Source organism: Cryobacterium sp. BB736 (assembly GCF_014980265.1).
GTDB lineage: Bacteria > Actinomycetota > Actinomycetes > Actinomycetales > Microbacteriaceae > Terrimesophilobacter.
In genome coordinates this window covers 285,847-300,729 of record NZ_JABXWQ010000004.1, presented here as the reverse complement: position 1 = coordinate 300,729, position 14,883 = coordinate 285,847, and the positions used below count along the sequence as shown (strand labels likewise).

Sequence of the window (14,883 nt, the reverse complement as noted above, 5' to 3'; positions counted from 1 at the left end):
TTCAGCTCTCCTTGCGGACTTCGGACGGGGACTTGTCGGGTCGCCAACCCCGCCAGGTCGGTTGCCGAAGCCGGCCCGCTGTCGTCCACTCCGAGAACTCGACCTCACCCACGAGCTTGGGCGTCACCCAGTGGGCGTCGGCCGCGTCTGTGCGTGGCACGTCGATGAGCGGGCTGGTCGCGCGTGACAGGGTGCTGAGCCGCTTGGTGATCGAGCCGAGTTCCGCCTCGCTGAAGCCCGTGCCGACGCGACCGGCGTAGCGCAGCTTCCCGTCCTCTGGAATGCCGACGAGCAGCGAGCCGACCCGCCCCGACCGGTTTCCCTTGCCCGGTCGCCAGCCGGCCACCACGACCTCCTGCGTTGCGGTGTGCTTGAGCTTGACCCAGTCGCGGGAACGGTCACCCGCGCGGTAGCTGCTGGTCCGCCGCTTGCCGAGGATGCCTTCGAGGCCGAGCTCGCGACTGGTTTCCATCGCGGCCTCGGCGTCTCCCACGAAAGCATCCGGTGTTCGGATGGTTCCCGCCTGGCTGACCGTCTCGGCCAGCCGCTCGACCCGCTTCGAGTATGGAAGGTCCGTGAGGTCCTCACCGTCGACGTTCAGCACGTCGAACACCAGGTACTGCACGGTGATCGAGCGCATCGCCCGCTCGACGTCCCGCGGCTTGCTGAGCCCCATCCGCTGCTGCAGCAGCGAGAAGCTCGGTTTGCCGGCCTTGGTGAGCGCGACCACCTCACCGTCGAGCAATGCGGAGTCGACGGTGACATGCGCGACGAGATCGACGACAACCTCCGGGTAGGTGGTGGTGATGTCCAGCCCCCTCCGGCTGAACAGTCGCGCCTCGCCACCGCCGACGGTGGCCATGACCCGCACGCCGTCCCACTTCATCTCGAATGCCCACTCGTCGTCATCCGCGCCGCTGAAGCCCTCGAGCGTCCCCGCCGTGGCGAGCATCGGCTTCACCGGCTCTGGCATCGTCCTGGCGGGCTGCCCCGACCGGGGCTTCTCCTCGGTCTTCGGCTTCATCAGGTGGATCAGCCAGTTGTCCGGATTCCCGGCTGCGCCGGTGCGGATCAGCGCGAACCGCTTGGAGCCGCCGAGGCCGCCCTCCGGCGCGCCGTGCAGGGTCGCGATGACCTCGTCCTCGCGCCACTTCTCCACCTCGTAACTACCGCGGTCCCAGATCTCGACATGGCCGGCGCCGTACTCGCCGGCCGGGATCTCACCCTCGAACGAGCCGTAGTCGAGCGGATGGTCCTCGGTATGTACCGCCAGATGGTTCTGTTTCGGGTCCGTCGGTGGCCCTTTCGGAATCGCCCACGAGACGAGCACGCCGTCCCGCTCGAGCCGGAAGTCGTAGTGCAGCCGTCGTGCCTCGTGCTTCTGGATCACGAACGAGTTGCCGTCACCGGTCGGCGCACCACCCATCGGCTCTGGCGTCTTCTTCGGGTCGCGTTTGTCGCGGTACAGCTCGAGCCGGTCGTGCCCCTCGGCACTCCCGGCCGACGCTGCGACCGAGTCGAGTCCCTCGAGGAGGTCGCCGCGAGTGCGCACGCGCTTCAGCACCTCCTGGTAGTCCAGGTGGGCGAGCTCCTTGGATGCCAATTCGCGCCAGGTTCGTGGGGCAGCGACCATCGGGTGCAGCCGGCCGCGCAGCGAATAGGGCGTGATGGTGGTCTTGTTGCCGTTGTTCTGGCTCCAGTCGACCAGCACCTTGCCCGTGCGCAGCGTCTTCTTCATGTCGCTGACGACCAGGTCGGGGTGATCGGCCTCCAGTGCACGCGCGAGCTCCTTTGCCACCGCCGAGACCTGATCCGACGTCTGCCTGCCGTCGAGGGCCGCGTACAGATGGATGCCCTTGCTGCCGCTGGTGACCGGCATCGGGTCGAGGCCCATGCCCTTCATGATGGCGCGCGCGAGCAGGGCGACCTCGGCGCACTCCTGCAGCCCGGCACCCTCGCCGGGGTCGAGGTCGAGCACCATCCGGTCCGGGTTCAGTCGCGCACCGCGCGGGCCGAACGCCCACTGCGGCACGTGGATCTCCAGGGAGGCCATCTGCGCCAGCCAGACGAGTGTCGGCCGGTCGTTCACGAGCGGGTAGACATTGGTGCGATCGCTGTGCTCGATCGGCCGGCGGCGCACCCACGACGGAGTCGAGTTGTCGAGGTTCTTCTGGAAGAACACCTCACCGGGCTTGCTCGCGGTGCCGACACCGTGCACCCAGCGCTTGCGGGTTGCCGGCCGGTTCGCGCAGTGGGGGAGCAGGACGTCGGCGATCTCCGAGTAGTAGGCGATGACGTCTGCCTTGGTCGTCCCGGTCTCCGGGTAGAGCACCTTGTCGAGGTTGGTGATCCGGATGCGCCTTCCATCGACCGAGACCAGTTCTCCCGTGCCCCGTGTCGCCTTCGGCATGGCTCAATCTTTGCCGTGTAACTGGGAAATCCCTTGATAAGCCTTCGCGTTCGCGGTTGTACTGAAAGGTGGATAGGAGCGTGACATGAGATCGATCTGGAAGGGCTCCATCGCATTCGGGCTGGTCAACGTGCCGGTCAAGCTGTACAGCGCCACCGAAGATCACGACGTCTCGTTGCACATGGTGCACAACAAGGACGGCGGGCGCATCCGGTTCGAACGCCGCTGCGAGGTGTGCGGCAGGGTGGTGCAGTACCGCGACATCGACAAGGCCTTCGACGACGGCGAACGCACCGTGGTCCTGACCGAGGAGGACTTCAAGGCGCTGCCGGCGGAGAAGAGCCGGGAGATCAGTGTCGAGCAGTTCGTCCCCACCGACCAGATCGACCCGATCATGTTCGACCGCAGCTACTACCTGGAGCCGGACGGCTCATCCAACAAGGCGTACGAGCTGCTCCGGAAGACCCTCGAGGACACCGACCGCACCGCCGTCGTCACGTTCGCGCTGCGGCAGCGTACCAAGCTGGGCGCGCTGCGGGTGCGGGAGGGCGTGCTCATGCTGCAGTCCCTGCTGTGGGGTGACGAGATCCGGGAGGCGAAGTTCCCGTCGCTTGAGAACCCGGCGCGGATCACCGCGAAGGAGCGGGAGATGTCGGCTGCGCTCGTCGATTCGTTCTCGTCGGACTTCACCCCGGACGAGTTCACCGACGACTACCAGCAGCAGCTGAAGACCCTGATCGACGCCAAGCTCGAGGAGGGCGACGCCCTCGACACCGAGGCGACCTTCGGGCAGGCCGCCGAAGAGGAGGGCGGCGAGGTGCTCGACCTCATGGAGGCGCTGCGCAAGAGCGTCGAGAAGTCCCGCGGCGGCCAGAAGAAGGCGCCAGCGCCGAAGAAGGGGAAGAAGGCGGCGAGCTAGGGCGAGTTCCGCCCTGGCCGTCAGTCGGGGTCGGTGGGGTCGATCGGCGCGTGGTGGTCGAGAGCCTCGACACCGGGCTTCCAATAGCCGGTGAGCTTGACCTGGGTGACCGGCAGGCCCAGTTCGCGGCGCAGGTAGTGGCGCACCGGAAGCAGCGATTCGCTGTCGCCAGCACCCCAGAAGTAGGTGTCGTCGCCGATGACCGCCGTATCCAGTGACCGGATGGCGCGCTCGAGCCCGCCGTCGCCCTTACCGAGCCAGACCACGCGGGCCCGGTGGACGTGGTCGGGGTCGAGGTAGGCGGCATCCGACTGGTTGCCCAACTCGACGAAGACGAACACCTCGATCGGCTCCGGGAGGATCTCGATCCAGCGCGCGATCGCGGGCAGGGCGGTCTCGTCACCGAGCAGCACGACCCGTGCCGCCCCGGTGGGCGGCAAGTGGGATCCGCGTGGTCCGGCGAGAACCAGACGATCTCCCTCGCTGGCCCGCGCCGCCCAGGCGGATGCGGGTCCGTCGTCGCCGTGCAGGTAGAAGTCGATGTCCAGCTCGGCCGACAGTTCCCGGAAGGCGCGTGGCGTGTAGTCGCGCATGATCACGGTGCCGGCATCCGGCATCCGCAGTCCATCCTCGGTCAGGGCGGGCACCGCGTAGTCGCCGTTCGCCGGGTCGGGGAAGAAGACCTTGCTGTGGTCGCCGGCGCCGAGGCTGGTGAATCCGGCCAGGTCAGCGCCGGTGAGCGTCACGCGACGGAAGCCCGGGGAGAGTTCCCGCACGGCCGAGACGGTGAGGTCGCGGATGGCGAAGTCGTGGCGCACGAGTTGGCCGCGCTGAATCAATGAACACTCCTGGGATAGGCGGCGGCAAGAAGAACCGCCACTCAACGGTAATCGGTTAAAGCAGGCCGAGCGACTCGAAGTGGTCGGCGAGGCCGGCGCCGTCCTCGGCGTACACCCACGGCACCGACTCGACCGGTTCGTGCTCGTCGGGTTTGCTGCGCCCACCGGCCAGCACAGCCTCACCGCCGGTCAGCTGGCGGATGGCGACGGCGGCGACGTTCTGCCGGTGCGAACCCGCGAACTCGCCGTAGATCTCCTCGTCGTGCTGGCCGTCATCGCCGACCAGGATCCAGCGGAGGCTCGGGAACTCCTCGGCGATCCGCCCCAGGCTCTGCTCCTTGTGGGCTCGGCCGCTGCGGAACCAGCGGTCGTGCGTCGGACCCCAGTCGGTGAGCAGCAGCGGCCCGGCCGGGTACAGGTTGCGTGACAGGAAGCGGTTGAGGGTCGGCGCCACGTTCCAGGCGCCGGTCGACAGGTAGATGACCGGCGCGCCCTCGTGCGCCCGGGTGAGCTTCTCCAGCAGGACGGCCATCCCGGGAACCGGCCGCCTGGCATGCTCGTCGAGCACGAAGGTGTTCCAGGCCGCCAGGAATGGGCGGGGGAGGCTCGTCACCATGACCGTGTCGTCGATGTCGCAGATGATGCCGACACTGGCATCCGGAGTCACGATGAAGACGGGTGCGTCGACGGTCTCCGATTCGTCGGTGCGGATGGTGACCGTGTGCCAGCCGGGGCTGAGTTCGGTCGGCACCACGGCGTCGACGATGCCGCCGCGGTCGGCGCGCAAGCGGTGCTCGACACCCTCGATCGTGATGATGACGTCGACGTCGTTGACGGAGACACTCGTGAAGCTTCGCCAGCCGCGGATCTTCTTGTAGCGCGCCTGCGGATTCTCGACCGGCGGCGACGGCTTGGCGAGCAGCACCCGGCACAGCACGCGAGTCCAGCCGGCTGAGCCGTAGCCGGTGTACGGGATGACGACCGGGGTGTGGCCGCGCTTCCGTGCGCGCCGTTCGCGCCAGGCGTGGAATCGGTCCTCGAGACGAGCCGCGAACCCGGGGCGGGGCGGAGTTTCCGGGGCCGGCGACCGGTCGTCGGAGGCTGGAACGGGGCGACTCATTCGACCAGTCTTTCATGAGGCCGGTGCGTCGCCGTGCACCGGCCGGGTGGGCTGCCAAACCAGTATCCTGAAAAATACCCGTGATTTACGTCCTAGGTGTGAGTATGTGACACGCCCCCTGACGGGGGCGCGATAGTATTTCGAAACTAATTGAGTTCCACCCGCGATTACCCCGAATTCGCACGATCCACAGGGAGTCCAAGTGCTTGACGCATCCGCACTTCTACGCAATGAACCGGTTCAAGCGAGAAGCACCGCGCGACTTGCAAGCCTGCTCGATGCCGCTGCGGCGGCCATCGATGCGCTGGGGTATGAGCGTCTGACGACCGCCATGGTCGCCGAGCGTGCCGGCGCATCCATCGGCACCGTGTACCGCTACTTTCCCGACCGCATTGCCGTGCTTCAGGCGGTCAGCGCCCGCGCCGTCGATCGCTTCACCGAGAAGGTCAGGGCGAGCGTGACCGACACCGGGCACGACACCTGGTGGGATGCGTTCGACGCGGTGATCGACGACTTCGTCTCCTCGTTCCGCGAAGAGCCGGCATTCGCCGCGCTGCGCTTCGGTGACGTCATCGACCTGCGCCCCCGTGAGGGCGCTGACACCGGTGCCAGCCGCGTTGTGCGCGAACTCGTCCCGGTGTTCGTGTCGCGCTACGGGCTGCCCGAAGGGGACCTCGCCATGCGCCTCGAGGTGGTCATCACGATCGTCGACGCGCTGCTGTCCCGGGCGTTCAGCTTTGAGAGTTCCGGGGACGACGCCTACATCGGCGAGGCCCGGCGGGTCGCGCGGGAGTACCTGGTCGGCCACTACGGCGAGCCGAAGCAGAGCTGATCCTCGTTCGGCGCCCGTGGGAATGACGGTAGCTCTATTTAGTGTTGGACTGGTCACACCGCCGGTCGTACACGAGGAATGAGCCGTCAGCAGGATGATCGAGTTCCGCTCCGTTTCGAAGCGCTTCCCTGACGGCACCATCGCCGTCGAGGACTTCAGCCTGGAATTGCCGTCCCGGCGGACCACGGTGCTCGTCGGCTCGTCCGGCAGCGGCAAGACGACGCTGTTGCGCATGATCAACCGGATGGTCGACCCGACGTCGGGGACCATCGAGATCGACGGTGAGGACATCGCGCGCGTCGCGCCGGTCCCGCTGCGGCGGCGAATCGGCTACGTGCTGCAGAATTCCGGGCTGCTGCCGCATCGCAAGGTCGTCGACAACATCACGACCGTCCCGCTGCTGGAAGGCGTGTCGAAGCGCGACGCGCGAGCGCGTGCGCTGGAACTGCTCGACACGGTGGGCCTGGACCGAGGGCTTGCCGATCGCTACCCCAGTCAGCTCTCCGGAGGGCAGCAGCAGCGGGTCGGTGTGGCACGGGCTCTCGCGGTGGACCCGAACATCATGCTCATGGACGAGCCATTCGGCGCGGTCGACCCGATCGTGCGCGCCGACCTGCAGCAGGAGCTCATCCGCATCCAACGGCAAGTCGCAAAGACCATCGTCTTCGTCACCCACGACATCGACGAGGCCTTCCTGCTCGGCGATCAGGTGGTCATCCTCGAGCAGCGCGCCCGGATCGCGCAGGTCGGCAGCCCGGCCGAGATCCTCGCCAACCCGGCGAGCGACTTCGTGGCGGATTTCATCGGTGCCGATCGTGGCCGCCGCGCGCTGCGAGCGGTTCACACCGATGGCCGCACCGTTCTCATCGACCGCGACGGTCGCGCAGCGGGTGTCCTGCTCGAGGGGGAGCCCGGCGAGTGAACTGGCTGTGGAACAACCTCGACCTGGTGCTAGAACTCTCCGTCGAGCACCTGCGGTTGAGTCTTCCGCCGATCATCCTCGGGTTCATCGTGTCGGTACCGCTCGGGTGGTTCGCCTATCGGTACAAGCTGACTCGCGGACTCGTCCTGACCCTCGCCGGGCTGCTCTACACGATCCCGTCGCTGGCGTTGTTCGTGCTGCTGCCTCCGCTGCTCGGGATCAGCTTCCTGAGCGAACTCAACGTGCTCATCGCGCTCACCATCTACGCCGTCGCGCTCATGACCCGCTCGGTTGCCGACGGCCTCGCATCAGTCGACCCGATCGTCCGCGAATCGGCGACCGCGGTCGGCTACTCGCCGTGGTGGCGGTTCTTCTCCGTGGAGCTTCCGCTGGCCGGTCCTGTGCTGCTCGCAGGCCTGCGTGTTGTCGCAGTCAGCACGGTGAGTCTCGTCACGGTCGGTGTCTTCGTCGGCGTGCGGAGCCTCGGCTTCCTGTTCACCAACGGCCTGCAGCGCGGCATCATCGTCGAGATCGTCACCGGCATCGTCATGACCGTGGTGATCGCCCTCATCCTTGACGGGCTGCTCGTGCTGCTCGGCCGGCTGGTGCTGCCGTGGACGCGCCTTGACGCCCGCGCGCGCCGCCGGATTCCGGTGACCACGGCGGTTCCGGCGTGAACCTCTTCCTGGACGCGATCGCCTGGCTGTTCTCACCCGAGCGCCTCGAGGGAGCGAACGCGCTGCCCGTGCGGATCGGCGAGCACCTCTATTACACGTTCGTCTCCCTGCTGGTGTCCGCTGTCATCGCGTCCCCGCTCGGCTACTACATCGGGCACACGAGGAAGGGACGCGAGGTGGCGGTGGCGCTGTCCGGCGCTGCGCGTGCCCTGCCCTCCCTCGGGCTGCTGACCGTCATGGCGCTGCTGCTCGGCCCGGCACGAGCGGATGTCGCGGCCATCATCGTGTTCGTAGTCCTCGGCGTCCCCTCGGTGCTCGCCGGCGCCTACGCGGGAGTGCAGTCCGTCGATCCCAAGACGGTGGACGCGGCCCGAGCCATGGGGATGACCGAGTGGCAGATTCTGATGAAGGTCGAGATCCCGATCGGCCTGCCGCTGCTGATCGGTGGGCTGCGCAGCGCTGCCCTGCAGATCGTGGCGACAGCGACGCTGGCCGCCTACGTCGGGCTCGGCGGGCTCGGGATCTACATTTTCACCGCGATACCGCTTCGCCAGTACGACGTCATGCTCGGCGCGGCACTCGTCATCGTCGCGCTCGCGCTGCTGCTGGATGCGCTGTTCGCGGTGTTGGAACGGCTCGCTACTCCTCGCGGGGTTCTTGCGGCCAAACACAGGAATATCAGTGCGCGGCCGAACAGGGCGCGTGAGACAGTTGAACCCTCACGAGCGTGAGGGACGAGAGGTGAAAGCCATGTTCACAGCAACGACCAGCTCCGCCCGCCCGAAGCGCTTGGCGCTGTCCGCGATCGCGCTTTCAGCGGTGCTCGGCATCGCAGGGTGCAGCCAGAGCAACCCGCTCGAGCCGGGGCCGGGAGCCACCGGTGACGGCGAGACGATCGTGGTCGGTTCGCAGGCGTACTACTCGAACGAGATCATCGCCGAGCTGTACGCGCAGGTGCTCGAGAACGCCGGCTTCACGGTCGAACGCCGCTACCAGATCGGCCAGCGCGACGCGTACTGGCCGGCGCTGGAGAACGGCGAAGTGGACGTCTTCCCCGAGTACACCGGAAACCTGCTGCAGTTCCTCGACCCGGACAGCTCCGGGACCGATCCGGACACCGTGTACCAACAGCTCACCGACGCGCTCCCTGATGGCCTCACCGCGCTGGATCGCGCGGACGCGCAGGACGCCGACTCGTACAACGTGACGCAGGAGTTCTCAGACGAGCACGACGTGACGAGTCTGGCCGACCTCGCCGGGGTCGACGTGCCCATCATCCTCGGCGGCAATCCTGAGCTGGCCGAGCGCCCGTACGGGCCGGACGGCCTGCTCGAGACCTACGGCGTCGAGGTGTCGTTCACGGCGATCGGCGACAGCGGCGGGCCGCTGACCAAGGCGGCACTCGAGAGCGGTGAGATCACCATGGGCGACGTCTACTCGGCCGACCCCGACATTGCCACCAGCGGGTTCGTGACGTTGGATGACCCAGAGGGACTGTTCCTCGCGCAGAACGTCGTGCCGATCGTGAGCCAGGACCTCGCCGACCAGATCGCCGACCTGCTGAACGAGGTGAACGCGCTGCTGACCACCGACGAGCTGATCCGGCTGAACGGTCTCAGCACCACAGAGCAGCAGAGCTCGAAGCAGATCGCCGAGGACTGGCTGAGGGACAACAACCTCATCGACTGAGCGCGCTAGGACTCGGCGTCCTCGAGGGTGTTGGCGTCGCCGTCGCCCGGGCGTTCCATGTGCCTGGCCTGGCTGCGCTGCAGCACGGTCTTCACGACCACGATCAGCAGCAGGAACAGGGCGATGATGCCCACGAAGACGTAGCCGGCCCAGTGCAGCTGCTTGGACAGCTCGCGGTAAGTCCCCGCAGCCGCCCAGCCGACGGATGCGTAGGCGACGGCCCAGATGACGCAGGCGGGGATGGTCCAGGTCATGAACTTGCGGTAGGTCATCGAGCTCATGCCGACGGTCAGCGGGATGAGCGAGTGCAGCACGGGCAGGAAGCGCGAGACGAACACCGCGATCCCGCCGCGCCTGTCCAGGTAGTTCTCGGCGCGACGCCAATTGTCCCGTCCGATCCACCCGCCGAACCGCGAGTCCCGGATCTTCGGCCCGAAGTACCGGCCGAGGGCGAAGCCGATGCTCTCGCCGGTGAGCGCGCCGCCGATGACGACCAGGATGAGCGAGAGGTATTCCAACCAGTTGCTGATCGCGGTGCTCGCGACGATCACCACGGAGTCGCCTGGCACTATCAAGCCGATCAGCACCGACGTCTCGAGCATGATCGCCAGGCCGGCCAGCAGCGTACGCACCGCCGGGTGCACGGAAGAGACCGTCGCCAGGATCCAGTCCAGGATGGCGTTCACGCGGGTGGTCCTTCGGGTGTGGTGCGCAGCGCAGCGAGTCGCGTGCGCCAGGTGTGGAGCCTACCGGGTTCCGCCGCGAGAGACGGTCCGTCCACCCATCCGGTGACGATGCGGATGCCATGCAGCGCGTTGAGCGCCCACAGCTCGCGGCCGTCCAAATCGGCCGGGGTCGCTGCCGACTCCTCGACACTCGTGCCGAGCGCCAGAGCGATGCCCATGAGCGCCCTCGCCGTGACGCTGTCGATCCGCTCCAGCGCGAGCGGCGGCTGACACAGCACATCGCCCTCCCACCAGAGCAGCGCCGTGGTCGACCCCTCGACCACGAGAGAATCCCGCAGGATGACCGCCTCATCGGCTCCCGCGAGCTTCGCCTCCCCGCGCAGCCGGGTCATCGCCGCCAGGTCCGGCCCCTTGATGCGCGGTGCGGTGCGCGGGTCCGGGCCGTTGTGCGTCGCGAGGGTGATGGCCTGCGCCCGTTCGGGAGCGTTGCGCAGCCGCAGCACGAACAGTCCGGCACCACCGCGGGACTGCAGCTCGACCCTCGGGAACCAGGCACCATCGTTCGGGACGCTGTCGGTCGCCGCGCGCCAGAACGCATCCGGATCGGTGTCGAACCCGCGCGCAGCGATCGCGTGGGTGAACCGTTCGCGGTGCAGCCCGAGGGCGAGGGTCTGACCATCCTCGACGAGCCAGGAATCGGCGGCCTCCAAGAGGTACTCGCTCGGGTCGCAGTACTCCAGCGGCTCGAGCGTGCTGCCGTTCCAGCGGAGGAGGTCGGTGCGGCTCATAGAGTTAGCGTATGCGTCAGCGCACCCCCGGAACCCGCGTGTTGACGCACGCCATTCCCGGGTGGGTGGACCCGGCTGCCGCGTTCGGCCTGTTCGCGGATTCGCCTGGCGCGGTGTGGCTCGATTCCGGGCCTTCGGCGACCGAGGGGTGGAGTTACCTGGCTGGCTCAGCTCGGCTGGTGACGGCGTCCGTCGCCGATGGTTCGGTGACGGCCCAAGGCAACCCAACGCCCGGCACCATCTTCGACTTCCTGCGCGGGGAAGGCGGTGCGCTGCCGGATCCGGCGGCCGGGGTGTTCCAGCTCGGCTGGGTCGGCTACCTCGGCTACGAGCTCCACGCGCAGACGATGGGCACGGGCCTGGGGAGGCGCTCCAGGCATCCGGATGCCGCGCTGCTGTTCGTCGACCGGGCGCTGGCCTTCGACCATGCGGCCCGCACCGTGACTCTCGTCGCTCTGGGCGACTCGTGGGCGGGGGAGCTGGCGCTGTGGCGGGATCGGGTCGTCGCGCAACTGCGCGACGCCCGGGTGCCGGAGCCACCGCCCCCCGCGCGGCGGTCGACCGCGGCCTGGGCGTACACCGATGCCGACTACCTCGAGAAGATCGAGCGCTGTCAGGATGCGATCCGGCGCGGCGACGCATACCAGCTGTGCCTGACAACGCAAGCGAGCGTCGACACACGGCCGGATCCGGCGGAGACCTACCTTCGGCTGCGCGTGACGAGCCCGGCGCATCACGGCGCCTTCCTGCGGGTGGGGGAGCTCGCCATCCTGAGCTCGTCGCCGGAGCAGTTCCTCCTGGTCACCCCGGACGGGTTGGTGCAGACGCGGCCGATCAAGGGGACTCGCCGCCGCGGACAGACCGCGGGCGACGACGCGGCGCTGCGGGCCGAGCTCGAATCCAGCGACAAGGAGCGGGCAGAGAACCTGATGATCGTGGACCTGATGCGCAACGACATCGGCAGGGTCAGCGAGCGCGGAACGGTCACGGTGACCGGGCTGATGGAGGTGGAGAGCTACGCGCAGGTGCACCAGCTGGTCAGCACCGTGACGGGCAAGCTGCGCCCGGATGCCAGTGGCGTGGATGCGGTCGAGTCGTGCTTCCCGGCGGGGTCGATGACGGGCGCGCCCAAGCACAGCGCGATCCTCACCCTCGACGCGCTCGAGCAGCGCGCCCGGGGGGTCTACTCGGGCGCGCTCGGCTATTTCGGACTGGACGGGCGGATCGACCTGGCGATGGTGATCCGCACCATCGTGCTGGATGCGCGCGGTGCGACGGTGGGTGCCGGCGGTGGGATTACGGCGCTGTCGGTGCCAGAGGAGGAACTCGAGGAGGTGCGCATCAAGGCGCGCGCCCTGCTCGACGTGCTCGGTGTCGATACTGCGCGACCGGTACGCTGGTAAGTCGGGTCGGAAGAGGCGCCGACCCTTCGCCTGAGGAGACATTTTGGCCGATCACAGCGCAGACGACGCGCCCGAGTACGACATCGCCCGCATCCAGCAGAAGTGGCAGGCGGTGTGGGACGAGCTTCAGCCCTTCTCCACCTCGGACCCGGACGACACCCGTCCGCGCAAGTACGTGCTCGACATGTTCCCGTACCCCTCCGGCGACCTGCACATGGGTCACGCGGAGGCGTACGCGCTGGGTGATGTCATCGCCCGCTACTGGCGGCAGCGCGGCTACAACGTGTTGCACCCGATCGGCTGGGACTCCTTCGGCCTCCCCGCCGAGAACGCCGCCATCAAGCGCGGTGTCGACCCGCTCGCGTGGACCTACGAGAACATCGCCCAGCAGAAGAAGAGCATGAAGCTGTACGCGGCATCCTTCGACTGGGACCGTGTGCTGCACACGAGCGACCCCAAGTACTACAAGTGGAACCAGTGGCTGTTCCTGAAGATGTACGAGAAGGGTCTCGCCTACCGCAAGGCCAGCTGGGTCAACTGGTGCCCGTTCGACCAGACGGTGCTCGCCAACGAGCAGGTCGTCGACGGCCGCTGCGAGCGCTGTGACAACATCGTCGAGAAGAAGAAGCTCACCCAGTGGTACTTCAAGATCACCGACTACGCCGACCGGCTGCTCGATGACCTGGAGCAGCTCGAGGGGCACTGGCCGTCCAAGGTCCTCTCGATGCAGCGCAACTGGATCGGCCGCTCGACCGGCGCTGACGTCGAGTTCGAGATCGAGGGCCGCGAGGACAAGGTCCCCGTGTTCACGACCCGTCCCGACACGCTGTTCGGCGCGACTTTCATGGTCGTCGCACCCGACTCCGAGCTCGCAGCCGAGCTGGTCGATGGGTCAACCCCCGACGTGCAGGCCGCGTTCGCCGAGTACCTGAAGGCTGTGCAGAAGGAGACCGAGATCGACCGGCAGGACGCCAGCCGGGAGAAGACCGGCGTGTTCCTCGACCGCTACGCCGTCAACCCGGTCAACGGTGAGCGGCTGCCGATCTGGGCTGCCGATTACGTGCTCGCCGACTACGGTCACGGCGCCATCATGGCCGTCCCTGCGCACGATCAGCGTGACCTCGACTTCGCCCGCAAGTTCGGCCTGCCGGTGCGGGTCGTCGTCGACCCCACCGGGGTCGCCGACCCGAGCATCGAGACGGACGCGGGTGACGACCCGGTCGCATCCGACGCCGCCGTCCTCGACCCGGTCGCGACCGGTGAGGCGCTCGTCGGCGACGGGCGGATGATCAACTCCGGTCCGCTGGACGGACTGTCCAAACGGGACGCGATCGCGCGCATGATCGAACTGCTCGAGGAGGCAGGCACCGGTCGCGCCGCGAAGACCTACCGGCTGCGGGACTGGCTGATCTCCCGCCAGCGCTTCTGGGGCACTCCGATCCCGATCATCCACGGCGCGAACGGCGAACTCATCCCGATGACGGAGGACCAGCTGCCGCTGACGCTCCCGCCGAGCGAGGGGCTCGACCTGTCACCGAAGGGCACCTCGCCGCTTGGCGGCGCCACCGACTGGGTGAGCGTCGAAAACCCGCTCGACGGCACGCCGGCCAGGCGGGACCCGGACACCATGGACACCTTCGTGGACAGTTCCTGGTATTACCTGCGGTTCCTGAACCCGAACGACGACAAGCAGGCCTTCGACCCCGCAGAGGCCGAGAAGTGGGGTCCGGTCGACCAGTACATCGGCGGCGTGACGCACGCCATCCTGCACCTGCTCTATGCGCGCTTCATCACCAAGGTGCTGTTCGACATGGGCTACATCACCTTCACCGAGCCATTCACCGCGCTGCTCAACCAGGGCATGGTGCTCATGGACGGCTCGGCGATGAGCAAGAGCCGCGGCAACCTGGTGCGACTCAGCGACCAGCTCGACGAGCACGGTGTCGATGCGGTGCGCCTGACGATGGCGTTCGCCGGCCCGCCAGAGGACGACATCGATTGGGCGGATGTCGCGCCGCACGCGTCGGCGAAGTTCCTGGCCCGCGCGTGGCGGCTCGCGAACGACGTCACGAGCAAGCCCGGGATCGACTTCAGCACGGGTGACGCCGCCCTCCGCCGGGTCACCCACAGGTTCCTCGCCGACGCGCCAGGACTCATCGAGGGATTCAAGTTCAACGTCGCCGTCGCGCGCATCATGGAGCTGGTCAACGCGACCCGCAAGGCGATCGACAGCGGTGTTGGCCCGGCGGATGCCGCGGTGCGCGAGGCCACGGAGACCGTGTCGCTCGCGCTGAGCCTGTTCGCCCCGTACACCGCGGAGGAGATGTGGGAGCAGCTCGGCCACCAGCCCACCGTTGCCAGCGCGCTCTGGCGGACGGCCGACCCGGCGCTGCTGGTCGAGGAATCGGTCACCTGCGTCGTGCAGGTGGACGGCAAGGTGCGTGATCGCCTCACCGTGAGCCCGGATATCGCGGCCGCCGAACTGGAGCGCCTCGCGCTTGACACCGCGGGCGCCAAGCGCGCGATCGGTGAACGCCAGATCGTGAACGTGATCGTGCGCGCGCCGAAGATCGTCAGCATCGCGACGAAGGGCTGATA

General features: G+C 67.8%; 13 protein-coding genes. 8 read left to right on the top strand and 5 right to left on the bottom strand.

Annotated elements, in window-relative coordinates; all coding sequences use genetic code 11:
- Position 1 precedes the first annotated feature (1 nt).
- Positions 2 to 2,410, bottom strand: a complete 2,409-nt coding sequence (locus IRG63_RS10930; protein WP_193510117.1) for an ATP-dependent DNA ligase — start codon at positions 2,408 to 2,410, stop codon at positions 2 to 4.
- A gap of 85 nt (positions 2,411 to 2,495) precedes the next feature.
- Between IRG63_RS10930 and IRG63_RS10925 the strand changes: the two genes are divergently transcribed.
- Entirely contained in the window at positions 2,496 to 3,329 is an 834-nt protein-coding gene (locus IRG63_RS10925; protein WP_168627527.1) for a Ku protein, read from the top strand.
- Between the two features lie 20 nt (positions 3,330 to 3,349).
- On the opposite strand, the gene IRG63_RS10920 is transcribed toward IRG63_RS10925, so the two are convergent.
- Together IRG63_RS10920 and IRG63_RS10915 are read right to left on the bottom strand one after the other, a co-directional pair.
- A complete protein-coding gene (locus tag IRG63_RS10920) occupies positions 3,350 to 4,168 on the bottom strand; it encodes a siderophore-interacting protein (RefSeq protein WP_193510116.1) in 819 nt (272 codons plus the stop codon).
- Positions 4,169 to 4,223: 55 nt separating this feature from the next.
- On the bottom strand, positions 4,224 to 5,288 hold the full coding sequence (locus IRG63_RS10915) for an App1 family protein (protein WP_168627525.1): 1,065 nt from the start codon (positions 5,286 to 5,288) through the stop codon (positions 4,224 to 4,226).
- A 202-nt stretch (positions 5,289 to 5,490) separates the two neighbouring features.
- On the opposite strand from IRG63_RS10915, the gene IRG63_RS10910 reads away from it, so the two are divergent.
- The 5 genes from IRG63_RS10910 to IRG63_RS10890 all read left to right on the top strand — a co-directional run bounded on the left by IRG63_RS10910 (position 5,491) and on the right by IRG63_RS10890 (position 9,408).
- Positions 5,491 to 6,120 (top strand): TetR/AcrR family transcriptional regulator, encoded by a 630-nt coding sequence (locus IRG63_RS10910; RefSeq protein ID WP_193510115.1) that lies wholly within the window; start codon positions 5,491 to 5,493, stop codon positions 6,118 to 6,120.
- Between the two features lie 94 nt (positions 6,121 to 6,214).
- Positions 6,215 to 7,042 (top strand): ABC transporter ATP-binding protein, encoded by an 828-nt coding sequence (locus IRG63_RS10905; RefSeq protein ID WP_168627523.1) that lies wholly within the window; start codon positions 6,215 to 6,217, stop codon positions 7,040 to 7,042.
- Positions 7,039 to 7,719: an ABC transporter permease gene (locus IRG63_RS10900; RefSeq protein WP_193510114.1), complete on the top strand. Its 681-nt coding sequence runs from the start codon at positions 7,039 to 7,041 to the stop codon at positions 7,717 to 7,719. The genes IRG63_RS10905 and IRG63_RS10900 overlap by 4 nt, the downstream gene beginning before the upstream one ends.
- Positions 7,716 to 8,450, top strand: a complete 735-nt coding sequence (locus IRG63_RS10895; RefSeq protein WP_193510113.1) for an ABC transporter permease — start codon at positions 7,716 to 7,718, stop codon at positions 8,448 to 8,450. Before IRG63_RS10900 ends, IRG63_RS10895 begins: the two co-directional genes overlap by 4 nt.
- A 19-nt stretch (positions 8,451 to 8,469) precedes the next feature.
- Positions 8,470 to 9,408: an ABC transporter substrate-binding protein gene (locus IRG63_RS10890; RefSeq protein WP_193510112.1), complete on the top strand. Its 939-nt coding sequence runs from the start codon at positions 8,470 to 8,472 to the stop codon at positions 9,406 to 9,408.
- Positions 9,409 to 9,413: 5 nt separating this feature from the next.
- Here IRG63_RS10890 and IRG63_RS10885 read toward each other — a convergent pair whose 3' ends face one another.
- A complete protein-coding gene (locus IRG63_RS10885; protein ID WP_168627519.1) occupies positions 9,414 to 10,094 on the bottom strand; it encodes a DedA family protein in 681 nt (226 codons plus the stop codon).
- Positions 10,091 to 10,882 (bottom strand): aminotransferase class IV, encoded by a 792-nt coding sequence (locus tag IRG63_RS10880; protein ID WP_168627518.1) that lies wholly within the window; start codon positions 10,880 to 10,882, stop codon positions 10,091 to 10,093. Before IRG63_RS10880 ends, IRG63_RS10885 begins: the two co-directional genes overlap by 4 nt.
- Positions 10,883 to 10,893: 11 nt before the next feature.
- On the opposite strand from IRG63_RS10880, the gene pabB reads away from it, so the two are divergent.
- Both pabB and leuS read left to right on the top strand, forming a co-directional pair.
- Complete coding sequence (gene pabB, locus IRG63_RS10875) at positions 10,894 to 12,285, top strand: aminodeoxychorismate synthase component I (RefSeq protein WP_168627517.1); 1,392 nt, start codon at positions 10,894 to 10,896, stop codon at positions 12,283 to 12,285.
- Positions 12,286 to 12,328: 43 nt separating this feature from the next.
- Positions 12,329 to 14,881 carry a leucine--tRNA ligase gene (gene leuS, locus IRG63_RS10870; RefSeq protein WP_193510111.1) on the top strand — a complete coding sequence of 851 codons (2,553 nt, stop codon included), beginning with the start codon at positions 12,329 to 12,331 and terminating at the stop codon, positions 14,879 to 14,881.
- Positions 14,882 to 14,883: the final 2 nt, after the last annotated feature.